The 15,525-nt window shown below is 62.5% G+C and carries 18 protein-coding genes; 7 read left to right on the forward strand and 11 right to left on the reverse strand.

Annotated elements, in window-relative coordinates; genetic code table 11:
- Positions 1–141: 141 nt before the first annotated feature.
- Positions 142–429 carry a GIY-YIG nuclease family protein gene (locus AC0L2X_RS24185; protein WP_236376965.1) on the reverse strand — a complete coding sequence of 96 codons (288 nt, stop codon included), beginning with the start codon at positions 427–429 and terminating at the stop codon, positions 142–144.
- Between the two features lie 232 nt (positions 430–661).
- A complete protein-coding gene (locus AC0L2X_RS24190; RefSeq protein ID WP_473561202.1) occupies positions 662–1,393 on the reverse strand; it encodes a hypothetical protein in 732 nt (243 codons plus the stop codon).
- A gap of 120 nt (positions 1,394–1,513) precedes the next feature.
- Here AC0L2X_RS24190 and AC0L2X_RS24195 point away from each other — a divergent pair, with 120 nt between their 5' ends.
- Positions 1,514–1,858, forward strand: a complete 345-nt coding sequence (locus AC0L2X_RS24195; RefSeq protein ID WP_352668269.1) for a DUF6949 family protein — start codon at positions 1,514–1,516, stop codon at positions 1,856–1,858.
- An 18-nt stretch (positions 1,859–1,876) separates the two neighbouring features.
- A complete protein-coding gene (locus AC0L2X_RS24200) occupies positions 1,877–2,404 on the forward strand; it encodes a gamma carbonic anhydrase family protein (protein ID WP_352492550.1) in 528 nt (175 codons plus the stop codon).
- 57 nt (positions 2,405–2,461) lie between these two features.
- On the opposite strand, the gene AC0L2X_RS24205 is transcribed toward AC0L2X_RS24200, so the two are convergent.
- Both AC0L2X_RS24205 and AC0L2X_RS24210 read right to left on the reverse strand, forming a co-directional pair.
- Complete coding sequence (locus AC0L2X_RS24205; RefSeq protein WP_473561201.1) at positions 2,462–3,208, reverse strand: SDR family oxidoreductase; 747 nt, start codon at positions 3,206–3,208, stop codon at positions 2,462–2,464.
- 30 nt (positions 3,209–3,238) lie between these two features.
- Positions 3,239–4,426: an MFS transporter gene (locus tag AC0L2X_RS24210; RefSeq protein ID WP_473561199.1), complete on the reverse strand. Its 1,188-nt coding sequence runs from the start codon at positions 4,424–4,426 to the stop codon at positions 3,239–3,241.
- A gap of 96 nt (positions 4,427–4,522) precedes the next feature.
- On the opposite strand from AC0L2X_RS24210, the gene AC0L2X_RS24215 reads away from it, so the two are divergent.
- Positions 4,523–5,419 (forward strand): LysR family transcriptional regulator, encoded by an 897-nt coding sequence (locus AC0L2X_RS24215; protein WP_473561198.1) that lies wholly within the window; start codon positions 4,523–4,525, stop codon positions 5,417–5,419.
- Positions 5,420–5,632: 213 nt separating this feature from the next.
- Here AC0L2X_RS24215 and AC0L2X_RS24220 read toward each other — a convergent pair whose 3' ends face one another.
- From AC0L2X_RS24220 to AC0L2X_RS24230, 3 genes are all read right to left on the reverse strand, one after another.
- Positions 5,633–6,232: a transglutaminase-like cysteine peptidase gene (locus AC0L2X_RS24220; protein WP_352492566.1), complete on the reverse strand. Its 600-nt coding sequence runs from the start codon at positions 6,230–6,232 to the stop codon at positions 5,633–5,635.
- 259 nt (positions 6,233–6,491) lie between these two features.
- Positions 6,492–7,109 carry a PilZ domain-containing protein gene (locus AC0L2X_RS24225; RefSeq protein WP_473561205.1) on the reverse strand — a complete coding sequence of 206 codons (618 nt, stop codon included), beginning with the start codon at positions 7,107–7,109 and terminating at the stop codon, positions 6,492–6,494.
- A gap of 117 nt (positions 7,110–7,226) precedes the next feature.
- Positions 7,227–7,865 carry a PAS domain-containing protein gene (locus AC0L2X_RS24230; protein ID WP_352492545.1) on the reverse strand — a complete coding sequence of 213 codons (639 nt, stop codon included), beginning with the start codon at positions 7,863–7,865 and terminating at the stop codon, positions 7,227–7,229.
- A 392-nt stretch (positions 7,866–8,257) separates the two neighbouring features.
- Here AC0L2X_RS24230 and AC0L2X_RS24235 point away from each other — a divergent pair, with 392 nt between their 5' ends.
- The 4 genes from AC0L2X_RS24235 to AC0L2X_RS24250 all read left to right on the forward strand — a co-directional run bounded on the left by AC0L2X_RS24235 (position 8,258) and on the right by AC0L2X_RS24250 (position 11,742).
- Entirely contained in the window at positions 8,258–9,028 is a 771-nt protein-coding gene (locus AC0L2X_RS24235; RefSeq protein ID WP_473561197.1) for a rhomboid family intramembrane serine protease, read from the forward strand.
- A gap of 101 nt (positions 9,029–9,129) precedes the next feature.
- Positions 9,130–9,561 carry a CBS domain-containing protein gene (locus AC0L2X_RS24240; RefSeq protein ID WP_473561196.1) on the forward strand — a complete coding sequence of 144 codons (432 nt, stop codon included), beginning with the start codon at positions 9,130–9,132 and terminating at the stop codon, positions 9,559–9,561.
- A 191-nt stretch (positions 9,562–9,752) separates the two neighbouring features.
- Positions 9,753–11,252, forward strand: coding sequence for an Asp-tRNA(Asn)/Glu-tRNA(Gln) amidotransferase subunit GatB (gatB, locus tag AC0L2X_RS24245; RefSeq protein WP_473561195.1), 1,500 nt, complete (start codon positions 9,753–9,755; stop codon positions 11,250–11,252).
- 1 nt (position 11,253) lies between these two features.
- On the forward strand, positions 11,254–11,742 hold the full coding sequence (locus AC0L2X_RS24250; RefSeq protein ID WP_473561194.1) for a GNAT family N-acetyltransferase: 489 nt from the start codon (positions 11,254–11,256) through the stop codon (positions 11,740–11,742).
- 16 nt (positions 11,743–11,758) lie between these two features.
- Here AC0L2X_RS24250 and AC0L2X_RS24255 read toward each other — a convergent pair whose 3' ends face one another.
- The 4 genes from AC0L2X_RS24255 to AC0L2X_RS24270 form a co-directional block, all read right to left on the reverse strand.
- Positions 11,759–12,100: a hypothetical protein gene (locus AC0L2X_RS24255; protein WP_473600416.1), complete on the reverse strand. Its 342-nt coding sequence runs from the start codon at positions 12,098–12,100 to the stop codon at positions 11,759–11,761.
- Positions 12,101–12,251: 151 nt separating this feature from the next.
- Positions 12,252–13,463 carry a hypothetical protein gene (locus AC0L2X_RS24260; RefSeq protein WP_473600417.1) on the reverse strand — a complete coding sequence of 404 codons (1,212 nt, stop codon included), beginning with the start codon at positions 13,461–13,463 and terminating at the stop codon, positions 12,252–12,254.
- A 145-nt stretch (positions 13,464–13,608) separates the two neighbouring features.
- Positions 13,609–13,908 carry a hypothetical protein gene (locus AC0L2X_RS24265; protein ID WP_352484548.1) on the reverse strand — a complete coding sequence of 100 codons (300 nt, stop codon included), beginning with the start codon at positions 13,906–13,908 and terminating at the stop codon, positions 13,609–13,611.
- 94 nt (positions 13,909–14,002) lie between these two features.
- Positions 14,003–15,403, reverse strand: coding sequence for an ArnT family glycosyltransferase (locus AC0L2X_RS24270; RefSeq protein WP_473561191.1), 1,401 nt, complete (start codon positions 15,401–15,403; stop codon positions 14,003–14,005).
- Positions 15,404–15,525: the final 122 nt, after the last annotated feature.

The raw sequence follows: 15,525 nt of genomic DNA on the forward strand, positions 1-15,525 counted from the left end.
CCTTCGATTGAAGTTCTATACGACCTCAATCTGGCACATCGATGCCGCTTCGGGGGCCGTCCACCCCATCATGCCGTTACCCCGCGGCAGTGCTCCGCTCTGACCAGAATCGAATGCTTCTTGGCACCGGCTGGGCGTCCTCTACCAACCTGTTCCGCGAAAAAGTTCGAACCACTCAGGGTTGGTCTTCTCGATCAGTTCGATCTTCCACTGGCGTGGCCAGCGCTTCAGCGACTTCTCGCGCTGGATGGCGTCGCGAATGTCGAAATGTTCCTCGTACCAGACCAGACGCTGTACGCCGTAGCGGCTGGTGAAGCGCGAGCCTTCGCCAGATTTGTGCTCCGGCATGCGGCGGCCGAGGTCGTTGGTGACACCGATGTAGATCGTGCCGCGCTTCTGGCTTGCAGTCATGTAGGCATAGCCGGTCATGGTTGAAGGGTAGCTTGCGCCGGCGCCGACGCAAGTGCCGTTCTGAACCGCTGCATTCCTCGGCTGAGGTAACGGCATGGATCCTAGGGTCTCCGCGACGTCGCTTCGCTCCTGCTCCGCCCTAGGATGACGAAGGCGTGGTGGGCCTACAGCTAATCGCAAACCCTGGAGATTGATAGCCCGATTGGCGGGGCTCCAGCCCACAGCCCTTCAGGCCGGTCAAAGGATCAAGCTACCCCCCAGTCTTCAGCACACGCGCCGCCTCGCCCGAAATCGCCGCGTCGAGCACCTGCCAGTCGCCGAGGAATTCCCGGGGGAAGCGGTAGGTGAGGCTGAGATTGTCGCCGACCAGGATGTCGCGTTCGCAGGGCGCTAGCGATTCGTCCGCGCTCGGGCCGCTCAGGCAGCGTGCAACGAACGGATCCTTGCCGGGGCGGTTTGCGACCGCCAGCACTTCGTTGAGATAGCCTGATTTTTCGCTGAAGGCGTAAAGCAGCATGCCGCCAGGGCCGGGCGTACCCGGCTTGGCGATCAGCGCGCTGTAAATCGGCGCGAAGCGGCCGCTCATATCGCGCGACATCATCTGCGGCTCGAACGACAGGAAGACGATGTCCTTGCTGGGTCCGGTGTGGTTGAAGTCGTTGCGGGCAGCCTCGCTGTAGCCGTCCATCTCGGGATAGCGCAGATAGAGGTCGAGCCGCGAGGCGATGCCGTCGCGCCGGGCCTGGGCAAAGCGGATGACATTGGCCGGCACGGCGATGATGTTGTTGCCGATGACGACCTCGTGGACCGTGGTGTCGTCGGTGTATCCGGCCATGGCGATCGAGCGGCCGAACCATTTGCCGCCGAGGCTGATCGCCACCGAAAGCAGCGCCAGCGTCGCGAACGCATAAAACACCCGCTTCATCAGCGTCGAATCGACGACGCTGAGTTGCGGGCCCTCTGTGGCGGCTGCCTGCTTCATCGTGACCCTCGTTTACCGTCCCGTCGGGTGTACCTGAGCGGCACATCTCGGCACGGCACGGCTCTTGCTTCGCAGCTTTTGCAGGCGACTGTGCGATTTCATGGTAAACGGAGGGTAAAGATGGGTCCGGTCGAACAAATCATATTCAGTTTCATGGCTGGGCTGACGGCTTGCGGCCTGGTCGGATCGGCGATGGAGCTGGTCGCCGGCCGCAAGCTTGCCTTCGTCCAGCCCTATGTGTCGTCGAAGCACATGCTGCGCTCGCTCGCCGCGACGGCTTGCGCCGGGCCGCTGATGTTCGCCAACGAGGCGCTGGACGCTTGGCGCGAGCGTCGCATCTCGGTGCTGGGGCTGATCTCCTGCGGTTGTACGGCGACCATCTGGGCGCTGGCGCTGGGCATGGTGGTGATCGCCATTGCGTCCTGGGCGGCTTCGCTTCTAGGGTCTGGCAGCTTGTCGGTGTGAGACGATCTGGAGACAGCAATGCCGATCTACGCGATTGACGGAAAAGCGCCCGCCTTCGAGGACGCCGACAGCAATTGGATCGCGCCCGACGCCACCCTGATCGGCAATATCAGGATCGGCCGCAATGCCGGCTTCTGGTTCGGCGTCGTTGTCCGCTGCGACGACGAGCCGATCGTCATCGGCGCCGACACCAACGTGCAGGAGCACACAATCATGCACACCGATGCCGGCTTTCCGCTGACCGTCGGCCAAGGCTGCACGATCGGCCACCGTGCCCTGCTGCATGGCTGCACGATCGGCGACAACAGCCTGATCGGCATGGGCGCCATCGTGCTGAACGGCGCGAAGATCGGCAACAACTCGCTGGTCGGCGCCGGTGCGCTGGTCACCGAAGGCAAGAAATTTCCCGACAATTCGCTGATCGTCGGCTCGCCCGCGCGCGTCGTCAGGATGCTCGACGAGGCCGCAATCGCCAGGCTGCGCGCCTCGGCCGCGCATTATGTGGCCAACGGCAGGCGGTTCAGGGCGGGGCTGAAGAAGGTCTAGCCGACCCAGAATGGTGGAGCCGGGCCTTAGGATACCGAAAGCATAGCTCCTTCCAAGTCAAACCGGCTGGGCGGTAGGACGGAACAAGATCTCGTTGATATCGACGTCGTCGGGCTCGTTGATCGCGAAGGCGACCGTGCGGGCAAACGTATCTGGCCCCACGGCGATCTTGCTCACGAAGTCCCTGGTGCCCTGCTGGATATCCTGCTCGCTGATATGCTCGAGCAATTCTGTGCTGACAGCGCCCGGCGAGATCACGGTGGTGCGGATATTGTAGGGTTTGACCTCTTTCCGCAGACCCTCGGACAGCGCACGCACGGCGAACTTGGTGGCGCAATAGACCGCGGCACCCGGGTCGACCACATGGCCGTATACGGACGAGACATTGATGATGTGCCCCGATCGCTGCTCCTTCATGTACGGAAGCGCGGCCGCGATGCCGTAAAGGACGCCCTTGATGTTGACGTCGATCATCCGGTCCCATTCGTCGACCTTGAGCCGTTCGAGCGGGGCCAACGGCATGAGGCCCGCATTGTTCAGCATCACGTCGATGCGGCCGAATTCCCGGGCCGCTGTGTTCACCAGGTTCTGGACCTGGCCGGCGTCGGTGACGTCCGTAGTGACGGCCTTGGCTTTGAACCCAGCGGCGGTCAGTTCCTGGACAAGCGCGTCGATGCGGTGTGACCGGCGTGCACCCAGGACCACTGAAGCGCCTCGTGCGGCAAGATGGCGTGCCGTCGCTTCACCGAGGCCACTGCTGGCACCGGTGATGACGACGACCTTGTTTTCGATTCCTTCGGACATGAGATTCTCCTAGACAAGAATTGAAAGAGTTCAGGTGCGGGGCCCGGCCGAGGCGGCGAGCAAGGCCGAGCCCGTGAGCAGGACGGCGGCGAGAAGGAAGGCGCTCCACCAGCCGGCCACGTCGAACAGCAGGCCTCCTGCGATAGCGCCGCCCGCGATCGCGAACTGGATCAGGGCGACCTGCAGTCCGCCGCCGGCCTCCAGGTCTTCGGGGATAAGGGTGGTCATCCAGGTGTTCCACGCCACCGGGATCGGGGTCGCGAACGTTCCCCAAAGAACCAGCAGGCCGGCTGTGGCGCGTGCAAACGGTCCAAAGGCAATCAGCAGTAGAGCGAAGACCGCGAGTGCACTCGGCAGCCCGATCAGCACGGCTGTGAGGTGCCGCCGGAGTATGAGGCCGATGACCGACAGTCCCGCCACGCCACCGAGGCCGACGCCCAACAGAGCCATTGAGAGGGTGTTGACCTCGAGGCCCGTCACGTTTTCCAGAAACGGCCGCAGATAGATCGAGAGCGCGTTCTGCCCGATGAAAGCGAGCCCGGTCGCGCCCATGCCGATGGCGAATCTGCGATTCCGCAGCAGGCCGAACATGCTCGACACCGAGGCGGCCTCCATCGGCGGCATCTTCGGGAGAACGGCCAACTGCCACACGAGCGCCGCAAGGCCGATGGGGACAGTGACGAAAAAGGTTGCCCGCCATCCGATCAGCGATCCGAGGAAGCTGCCGACGGGCGCGGCGATCACCAATGCGAAGGCAGTGCCGCCCTGGAGCAAGGCAATGGCCTTGGGCAGGTCGGGTCCCGCGGCCAGGCGGGCCAGAATGGCCGTCGACAGTGACCAGAAACCACCGATCGCGATGCCGACCAGCGCCCGCCCGGCCAGGAAGACCAGGAAGTTGGGAGCAAGCGCCACCGCCAGGCTCGATGCGGCCAGCACTGCCGTATAGAGCAGAACCACCGTCCGTCGATCGACGTTTCGCAACAGCGAGTTGCCGAAGAGGCTGGTAACCACGGCGAAGAATCCGGATACCGCGATTGCCTGGCCGGCCTGACCCTCGGAGGCGGCCAGATCCTGAGCGATCGGGGTGAGCAGGCTCACCGGCAGGAACTCCAGTCCGACCAAAAGGAAGGTCAGCAGCGACAGGCAGACCACCGCAGACCATGGGGTCGTCGTGCTGTCAGCAGCGGCGGCTTCGTTCAGCGCGAGTTCAATGGTCATAAGGCAGTCTCCTGTCCGTTGCCGAACTAAGTAGTCGGGTTGGCCAAATGCGACTAGCGGGTATAATTTTGATGTGGTTGTGAATGAGGCTCATCAATGCCACGCGACGAGTTCGCCGAAATGCGCGCGTTCCTGGAGATCACCCGGACGCGGAGCTTCACCCGAGCAGCCGCCAAGCTCGGCGTCACTCCTTCGGCTCTTAGCCACACCATCAAGTCGCTGGAGTCGCGGCTTGGCGTTCGTCTTCTGTCTCGCACCACGCGCGACGTCGCCCCGACGGCGGCCGGTCAACGCCTCAAGGAAGGCATCGAACCGCACTTCGAAGGCATTGCGGCTGAGGTCAGCGCTCTCGGCGTCCTTCGCGACAGGCCGTCCGGCAACATTCGCCTGGTGTGCACCGACGATTCGGTCGACATTGTCTTCCGCGCCCGGCTGCCAAAGTTCCTGAGCGACTTCCCCGATATCAATGTCGAGCTGGTGGTCGACAACGCCTTCACCAACATCGTCGAGCGCCAGTTCGACGCCGGTGTGCGGCTGGGCGAGTCCATTGCCCGGGATATGGTAGCCGTGCGCATCGGAGCCGACGTGACCTACACTGTGGTCGGCTCACCCCGTTACTTCGCCCACCGGTCACCGCCTGAGACACCGCAGGAGCTGACCGACCATAACTGCATCAACTACCGGCTGCCGACGTCAGGATCGGTCTATGCCTGGGAATTGCGGGAAGGAGCGCGCGAGTTCAGTGCTCGGGTCGAGGGGCAACTGACGCTTAACAACATGGGGCCGGCGATCCAGGCCGCGCTTGACGGTGTGGGTTTGGCCTATCTGCCGCGCGAACTCGTCCTTCCACACATTGAGAGTGGCCTTCTCCAGGAAGTCCTGACCAAATGGTGCCCGACGTTCCAGGGTTACCACCTGTACTATCCAAGCCGACGGCATCCCTCTCCGGCGTTTTCCGCCTTTGTCGACGCGTTCCGTGTCAGGGGCAAGTAACGGCGTTTCGGCGACGAACGGCAGCTCGTATCCCACAAACGATCGTGAGACAGCTTGGATGACGAGGCGCAATTGGAGACAAAGCGGAGATAACTGTACCGAGATGTGTTCCGCCGGAAATGGTGGAGCCGGCCCGGGGACGGGGCCGGCTCCTTAAACCCGGTCGTTGGGCGGGGGTGGGGGGGGGACTCGACCGGGTTTTGCGTCGCGTCCTCAGCGGACGCTGGCGACCGCGTCGGAGCGGCCGTCGTTGATGGTCACCCAGGCACCGGAATTCCGCTCGGACTGGCGCTTCAGGTAGGTGTAGCCGGTATTGGTCCAGGACAGCACCTTGGGCTGGAGATTGTCGAGGATGAACTCGCCAAGGCTGGTGCGCACGGTCAGCACCGCATGGCCGTCGCCATTGCGCTGGCGCACCACCGTCATCAGCAGATCGCCGGCCGGCACGCCGATGCTCATCAGCTCGCGGCGCTTTTCCAGCGCATAGTCCTCGCAGTCGCCGAAGCCGCTATTGGGAAAGGACCAGACTTCCTCCTTGCCCCACATTTCCATGTCGGTGCGCGGCGCGACCTTGCTGTTGACCGAATTGTTGATCCTGACGATCGTCGCCCACAGCTTGCGGGTGAGCTCGACGGGTGCCCGGCCAGGCGTCCTCTGATTGCATTCCTGCGGAAGCTGCTGGCACAATTCGTAGTGACCGACCGGCTGCGTGGTGCGGCCGCCGGTGTGCATGAAGGCCGGCTCCGCCGCGTTTACAGTCCCCCAGCCGAAAAGCTGCATCGCTATTGCCGCCAGCAACAGCTTGCCCCTCATCCTGTTCATTATTCAGTCTCCCCGTTTGAGGAGACAATGACACGGCTGGATTTATTTGACGCAAAAGCGCGAAGTAGACATTAAGTAAAACGCCCATAGAATAAACATAAAATTTGACGCAATTGAGTATAGAATTGTTTAAGGATTCTAGCCGGGTGCGTTCCCATGCTTCGTCGCGCCGTTCGAACAGCTAGGATGGTAGGACAGAGGGGGCGCGAAGGATCGCAAGCCTCTTCCCGATGGCGCTAAGGCTTCTGCGTCAGCCGCGCGGTGAGCTGAATTCGGTATCGAGCGTTTCCGGCCGCTGGATGACGGCGAACTCGATGGCGACGCCATCTTCGAAATGACGCACTATCTGGCCGCGCATGGTGCCCAGCGTCACCTGGACGCCGATGGCCGGCTTGATGTCGATCTCGATCGCCGCGCCCGACAGCGACAGGTCGATGATGCGGCACTGGTACTGGCGTCCGTCGGCAAGCTGCAGCACGCTCGTCGGGTTGCGCGGTGCGACGCGTTCATGGCGGCGGTCTTCCGGCAGGTCGAGCTCGTGCTTGTTGGCAAGCCAGGTCAGTTGCGCGGCGAGCTTGTCCCTCTTGCGGTCGGACGCGATGACGGTCATCGCAAAGCCATCCTGCAGGGTGCGGGTGATGACGCCTTCGATGCGGCCGATGTGATCGATATAGGCAATGACCTTTTCGCCAGCCAGGCCGGCGCGCTCGGTGCGCAGCGCAACGTTGCCGGGCGACATGTCGACCACCTGGCAGGGATGTTCGGTGCGGTCTTCCAGCATGAAGCGTCCGTAAATTTTCACGCGGACGCGCTGAAAGTTACGCCTTTCAGCTTGGGACGGCGCATGGTCGACCGCCGCTGACCTCATCACTGCCATACCCCATTCGGCATTCCGCGCATGGATGCGGGGAATTTCAGCGGAAAACTACAACAAAGCAGGTTAACAAAGGGGAAAGCCCGGCGCTGTTGCTTTAAGCTTTGGGCATCATTCCTCGCGTCCGCCGTCGAAGACGACCAGGTGACGGATGCGGCGGGCCTGGCCGAGCGCCGAAATCGTCTCGGGCGGGTCGAATTCCGACGGGGCGAGCGAGGGAACCTCTATCGCCGGCCGGTTCTTCAGGAACATCGGCTCCTTGTCGGGATCGACGACACGGATCGAATCGATCAACGCGTCGAGAACCGGGTCGGCACCCAGCCAGAAGGGTTTTTCGACGGCGCTTATCACGCCGAGGCAGCGCGGGCTCTCGACCCCGCCGTCGAGCGGCAGCGCGAGCAGCTCGAACCTGTTGGACCGGCCGTTGCGGCTGAAACCCTCATAGGTGATGAGCATCACCGATTTCAGGTCGAAGACGCCGTCGGTCAGCTTCGAGATCAGCCGCTGGTCCTTCTCGCGCCACAGCGAAGGGAATGAAAACCCCTTGAGTTCGCGACCATAGACCGCGCAGAGCCTGGTGCCGGCCAGCCGGAACACCGCTTCGCCGCGCGTGTCCTTTTCCAGGATGAACGTGTCGGCCAGCAGCGACTTGATATCCGCGGGTTCGACTTCCGAGCGCTTCGGGGCAGGGCGTCCGTCACGCAACCGGTTCCAATAATGGAACAGCGTGATCGATCCGGTCTGGTTCATGCTAATGCTGCTCCGCGCATTCTGTCTTCTGATGTCCCATCGGTGAACAGAAGGGCGCCCTCCGAAGACCTACATGCGTTGCGGAGCAGGATGCGTGCCAGCGTCGTTAATACTTGTTCACGGGTCGGGGCGGTTAAGGTTAACAACTGGTTTACGTTGCGCGCCTGCCAGCCCTGTGGCACACCAAAACCACTCCAGAAGCGGTCGTTTTGCGACGATCGGCAGCACTTCAGTCAAGAGTTCAGGGGGAGCAAGGGGGCTCGACCAGCCGTTCAAGGGAAACCTTGGACGGCTTCTTTTTTGATTCGGGCCTGCTGATTCGCCGTTTGTGATTCGGTTGGCCGTGATCTACATGCTCGCGAAGTCCAATCCAGCGACTGAGTGCAAGCCATATGAGCGACCCAGAAAGCCCACCGGAGATCGAGCAGGGCGAGGGCGGGCCTGTCGCCCGCGAGCCGGAGCAGCGCCGCGAGCCGGTGTTCAACCTGCCGCCCGTGGTGCTGGCGGTGATCGGCATCTGCGTCGCGGTTCATCTGATCCGGGTCTATTGGCTGACTGACGACCAGGACTTCGAACTGCTTGTCAGGGCTGCCTTTGTGCCGATCCGCTATTCCGGCCGCTTCGACCTGGATTTCTTTGCGTTTTCAAGCCCTTTCACCTACGCCTTCCTGCATGGCGGCTTTGCCCATCTTGCCATCAACATGGTGTGGCTCGCGGCCTTCGGCTCACCGCTGGCGAACCGCTTCGGCGCGCTGCGCTTCAGCCTGTTCTTCGCCGCGACCGGACTGGCGGCGGTGGCATTGTTCTGGGCCATGCATCCGCTTGGCGAGGCGCCGCTGGTCGGCGCGTCCGGCGCGATTTCCGGCATGATGGGCGCGGCGGCACGCTACGGCTTCCGCATCGATCGCTCGTCGGGCAAGGCCGCCTTCACCGGCCAGCCTTTGCCGATGGCGGCGGTGCTGCGCTCGCGCGGTGTCGTCACCTTTCTCGCCATGTGGATGGTGATCAACCTCGCGACCGGCCTCTTCGGCCTGGCGCCCGGCATTGACGGCCAGATCGCCTGGGAAGCCCATATTGGCGGCTTTCTTGCCGGCTTCTTCGGCCTGCGGTTTTTTGATCGGCGAGAGCAGGCACCCCGGCAGGTGGACGAGCCGGAGACCTGAGACCTCCGCACTTGAAAAGCAACCGATCGCGGCGCACCATGTTCATCCCAGGGAAAGCCGGCCAGGGCAGGAGCCGGCAAGGAAATGCAGAGGAGGACGCCATGACTGTTAAGGCAATTCTCGAGGCAAAAGGCCACGACGTGGTGACGCTCGGGCCGAACGAAAAGCTCAGCGAAGCCATCCGCATGCTTTCCGAACACAGGATCGGCGCGCTGGTCATCACCAACGGCGATCACAAGATCGTCGGCATTCTTTCCGAGCGCGATGTGGTGCGGGTCCTCGCCAAAGAGGGGGCCGCGGCGCTCGACCTCGCCATCCGCTCGGCGATGACGCCCAAGGTGAAGATCTGCAATGAGAGCCACACCGTCAACGAGGTCATGGAGATCATGACCAAGGGCCGCTTCCGCCATCTGCCGGTGGAAAAGAACGGGCTGCTCGACGGCATCGTGTCGATCGGCGACGTAGTCAAGCGGCGCATCGAGGATGTCGAGCGCGAGGCCGAGGAGATCAGGGCCTACATCGCCACGGCATGAGGCGACGGCGGCCGGGTTGCCGGCCATTGAATTTTTTCAAGCCGCTATAGCAGTCCATCGCGGCAGGTGCGGGCCTGTGCCGCGTCGGCGCCTGCGGCTTTGCGCTTGTCTCTTTTGGCGGTTTGCACTAGCGAAGTTGCACATCAAAATATGCGTTCTCGCATATCCGCAATTTCAATATGCAGGCCCTTATGAGCATCATCGATACCCGCACGCCCGACGCCAAGCGCCTGGTTCCCGGCGCCACCGGCGACTGGGAGATCATCATTGGCCTCGAGGTCCACGCGCAGGTGACCTCACAGGCAAAGCTGTTTTCCGGCGCCTCGACCATTTTCGGCGCCGCGCCCAATGCCAATGTCAGCCTGGTCGACGCGGCGATGCCCGGCATGCTGCCGGTCATCAACGAGGAATGTGTCAAGCAGGCGATCCGTACCGGGCTGGGCCTGAAGGCTGAGATCAACCACAAATCGGTCTTCGACAGGAAAAACTATTTCTATCCCGACCTGCCGCAGGGCTACCAGATCTCGCAGTTCAAGCAGCCGATCGTCGGCGAGGGCAAGGTGATCGTCTCGGTCGGCCCTGACCGGCAGGGCGAGTTCGAGGACATCGAGGTCGGCATCGAGCGCCTGCACCTTGAGCAGGACGCCGGCAAGTCGATGCACGACCAGCATGCGACGATGTCCTATGTCGATCTCAACCGCTCCGGCGTGGCGCTGATGGAGATCGTCTCCAAGCCGGATATGCGCTCCGCCGATGAAGCCAAGGCCTATGTCACCAAGCTGCGCACTATCGTGCGCTATCTCGGTACGTGCGACGGCAATATGGACGAAGGCTCGCTGCGCGCAGACGTCAACGTCTCGGTGCGCCGGCCCGGCGGCGAATTCGGCACGCGCTGCGAGATCAAGAACGTCAACTCGATCCGTTTCATCGGCCAGGCCATCGACTATGAGGCGCGCCGCCAGATTGCAATCCTCGAGGACGGCGGCAGGATCGAGCAGGAAACGCGGCTGTTCGACCCCAACAAGGGCGAGACGCGCTCGATGCGCTCCAAGGAAGAAGCGCACGACTATCGCTATTTCCCCGATCCCGACCTTCTGCCGCTGGAATTCGACCAGGCCTATGTCGACGCGCTGGCAAAGGACCTGCCGGAACTTCCGGACGCCAAGAAGGCGCGGCTGATCACCTCGCTCGGCCTGTCGACCTACGATGCCTCGATCCTGGTTTCTGAAAAGGCGATTGCCGATTATTTCGAGAAGGTGGCGGCCGGGCGCGACGGCAAGCTCGCCGCCAACTGGGTCATCAACGACCTCCTGGGGGCCTTGAACAAAGCCGGCAAGGATATTGAAAATGCTCCTGTTTCGCCAGACCAGCTTGGCGCGGTCATCGACCTGATCAAGGAAGGCACCATCTCCGGCAAGATCGCCAAGGATCTGTTCGAGATCGTCTGGAACGAGGGCGGCGATCCGCGCCAGCTGGTCGAAAGCCGCGGCATGAAGCAGGTCACCGATACCGGCGCCATTGAAAAGGCGGTGGACGAGGTGGTCGCGGCCAACCCGGACAAGGTCGAGCAGGCGCGCGCCAAGCCGACCATGGCCGGCTGGTTCGTCGGCCAGGTGATGAAGGCGACCGGCGGCAAGGCCAATCCGCAGGCGGTCAACGAGCTGGTCAAGGCCAGGCTCGGGATCGAGTAGGATGTTCGTCCGTACCGCCAGCGAGCGCGATCTTGCGGCGGTGCGCGCATTGCTGGTCGAGACATGGCATGCCACCTATGACGCCATCTACGGCGCGGTGCGGGTCACTGAAATCACCGATGAATGGCATTCGATCGCCGCGCTCAAAGCACGGCTGACGCGGCCGAATTCGGAGTTCCTGCTCGCCGACGACGGCAAGAGCATCGGCGGCATGGCCTTCGCCGCCGCCACCACGGATCCCGGGATCGTCATGCTGAACCAGCTTTACGTGCATCCGGCCTGGCAGAGACAAGGCATCGGCCAAGCCCTGCTGGACGAGATCGAGGCCAGCTTTCCGGAGGCCCGGACGCTGCGCGTCGAGGTCGAGGAAGCGAATGCTCCGGCCATCGCCTTTTACCGCTCGAGAGGTTTCTTGCCCGCCGGCAACACGGCCGATTGCGGCGGCGCGTCAGGATTGCCGGCGCTGGTTTTGGAGAAGGCGATCGGCTAGCTCGTTCGCCTGGCGCTCAGTTGCGTTTCACGGGCAGGTTGGAGCAGCCGGCAGCGAGAAACTCGCACGGCAGGCTGCCGCCGCCACCCGACGTGTGCGGGGGCGTGGCGGCTTCGATCTTTTCGACCTCGTAATATTTCGAGGTGACGCCCCATTTTTTGACGCCCTGGCACGTCGAGCGCACGCCAACCTCCGTCGCCTTTGCCGCCGTCTTGTAATAGGTGGTGATCCGGCAGGATTGGCTGACCGGCAGCGCGTTCGCCGGGCTCGTGACCGGCGGCAGGAAGTTCGGGAAGGCAAGCAGCGAGATTGCCGCAATGATCCGGACGGCGGGCATGGTTTGGGGAAGGTGCAGCATCGTTCGTCTCTATCGATGGCGTCGCTCGCTAGTGGCGCAGCGGCGCGTTTGTTCCCGCAAGATCAGGCCATGAAGCCGGCGCTGCCGCATCGGCCGCGCGGGGGATGGCGGCAGCGGTCTGAACCGCCGCCGTCATCCGCAAGCGGCCGCGTCAGGGCGTTTTCGGCTTGATGAGCGTCTTTATCGGAACGCCTACTTTTGGAGGCCGGACCGTGCTGGTTCCACCATCGACTGCCAGCCCACCGCTGTTGAGATAGCGTACCGTATAGTGCAGCTCATAGCCGGGAACTCGGATCCATGTAGGCTTGGGATTGAACTGGTCCGGAGGCCTCGAATACCACTTCGGGATCTGCATGATCTTGGAACCGGCACCGAATCCCGCAGTCTTGGCCGCTACTGCGAAGGCGCTGTCTCTGGGATCGTTCGGCGGCTGGTCGACATTGCCGATGACGACCAGCGAATCGTATTTTCGCGCGTCGAGCCTGAGTGCGGGAAGGTTCAGCGCAGCCATGTCGCCTTCGCGCATCGTCAGCGCCTTCTGAAGGCCGTCCTCATTGGCGTAGACGTTGAGGTTTATGGCCTCGGATTCCGCGTAGACGACATTGTTGTGGAAGTCGCGGGCTGCCAGACGTGTGAGGCTGTCGAAGGTCACTTCAACCGTCGGCTTGGCTATAGCGTCCGTCACTATCAGGTTGCGCCGCGGCACCGTCCAGAAGATGAGATCATCGCCGGTGGCCTGCGTGCCGGCATCGGAGCCGTCCATGGCCGAGCATTTCGAATTTGGAACGGGCGTCGTCACCGGCAGAGGTGCCGAAAACGAGCTGCGTACCTGGGCGTCGATGTAATTGCCGACGTTGAAAACGTCTTCGAGGATGTTGCCGCCCTCGAAGCTCGCCGGGCCGGGTTGCGAGCGGATGATGACCTGGCTGGAATCGGTCTGCCAGCCGCTGCAGAAGACGTTGACGTCTATGGGAATGCCGATGTGGCGGTCGGAGGTCACCGGGATCGAGACTTTGATGGTCAGGATGTAAGGAACCTTGACGAACCAGCTGTTCGGCTGGTTCAGCATCTGCGTCGCAAAGCGCGACGGCCGCCATTGCTTCAGCGATTCGATCGATGCGCGTGACGATCGTCCCTGGGCGGCGAGCTGTGCGTTGGTGGCGTCGACCTTGGCTTGCGCCAGGTTGCGGACGGTGTTGGTGATCAGGAACACGCCGAGTTCGGCTTTGCAGGGCCTGTTCGATTGTACGGGGTTGCATAGGGCAAGTGCCGCACTGGGAACCGGCGGCCCCGAAGGCGGCGGCTGGGCGGCCGCGGTGGCCGCCATCAGGCAGAAGAACAGCATCGTGCAGGTTTTCAACATGGTATCCTCGCTCTGTCGCTGGAAACCACCCTCCGGCTAGACAGCAGCATTTCTTCGATGGCGGTTCATCGCCCGCACGGGGGATGAACCGCGAAACATCGGGCGGGCCTAGCGCGTCAAGCCGCCGTCCTTTCCGATTGGATGGCTATTGCTTCACGACGCCTTTGGTTGTCGCCTTCGGCGCGACGACCTTGGGCTTGGGGGTTTTCGGACCGGGGTCGACTACCAATGCGGCCGTGCAGGAGCATTTGCCCGAACCGCAGTTCAGGTCGCCCTTGCACATTTTGGAATGCCGCATGTCGGTGCAGTCGGCGGTCCCTGAGCAGGAGCAACTGCCTTGCCCGATCGTTCCGGACTGACATTTGAAGCTCCATGCCGGATCGGCGGCAAGGCCGGCCACAGCGAGCGATAAGACGAAAAGCGTCGTCGAGATAAGCTTGCGCATGAATACCTCCCGGTTCTATCGAGCGATGGAACCACGAAGCAGCAACGCCTTCATCTCCCGTGCGGGGGACGAACTCGCGTACCGGTGACGATCGTCAATGCTGTCCCTTCAGCACGACGAGATAACCGCGTTCGACGCGGAGCCGGAACGCGATTTGCCCTGCAGTGCCCGGATCCTTGGAAACCTTGTCGATGACATAGCCGCTGGGATGCGAGCCAAGCCATTCTTCCGGTTTGTCGGTGGTTTCGAATGGCTTTTGCAGCCGGGCCAGGAAGCCGACTTCGCCTTGATAGTCGAAAGCCACGGCCCAGTCCGCATCCTTTCGCTCGTCGATGAAGTTAGCGAGCGGCGTCAGGTCATAGCGTTTGAACGCGGTTGCCGATGCCACCGCGTGGCCGATGCCGAAAATGACAAGCATGACAATGGCCGAGCTCTTCAGCCTGGCGAGCGGGATCTCCGCCATGAAATAGCCGAACAGGATGACCACGAACGGCAACATCGGCACGACGTAGTGGGGCTGTTTGCCGGATATCGCGCTGAACACCAGAAACACGGCAACGAACGAGAACGATAGCAGGCGCAAGGCGCGCAGGTCCGGCGACTTCGTCTCGATCAGGCTGCGTATCCGCGTGCGCAGCTTCAACCGCCAGACCTCGGGTATGAAGATCCACGGTATGAACATGACGGGCAGCAGCAGCAGATAGAAATAGAATGGCCGGCCGTGCGAATTGCGCAAATTGCCGGTGACACGCCCCGCCGACTGGTTCCAGACGAGATCATAGACGAAATTGCCTTTTGTCAGGATGGTCGCCGGCACCAGCCAGATCGCCACCGGAATCAGCGCGGCGAGCACTGCCAGGCCCACTCCAGCGAGGAAGTTCGGTGTCGTCAGTCCCGCCCGCCGGTCGCGCCAGAACGGGTAGAACAGGATGGGCGCGCCGATATGGATCAGCATCACCGGGCCTTTCGTCAGCACGCCCATGCCGATGAACAGCCCGGCCAGAACGGCCTGCCAGCGGTTGCCGCTGCGGCCAAAGGCAATCAGCGACAACAGCGCGGCGAGCACGAAGACCGTCAGCAACAAGTCGAACAGGATCAGCGTCGAATAGATGACGAACACGCTGCTTCCGGCGACCAGCCAGGGGATGCGCCGGGCGATGTCGTCGCGGCCCGGAAATAGGGTCTTTGCCAACGCCGTCGTCAGCCAGATGACGAGCGAGGAGGCGGCGAAGATGACCAGCATCGCCGCCGGCCGGCTGGCGCCGAAAACGGTCCAGACAAGGTCGATAAGCCAAAACAGCAGTGGCGGCTTTTGCAGATAGGGCGCGAAATTCATCGTCGGGACGAAGATCTGTCCGCTCAGATACATTTCCCAGGTGACGCTTAGATATCGCGTTTCGTCGACGGGCAGCAGTGGCCGGAAAGCGACCGCGATTGCGATCAGCCCAAGCAGAAAGAGGTAGGGGAGCAGCCGCTCGGTAGATGTCGGTGTCAAAGATTGAGATCCGCGCCAGAAACCATTTTCATTCCAGCCGAGCGTAGTGCCGCGTTTCTGGACCGCGAACGACCGCACCATGATTTTGGCCGAATTGCAACGATGCCGGTTTCGTTTCGCAG

It is taken from the genome of Mesorhizobium sp. WSM4828, from assembly GCF_055811175.1.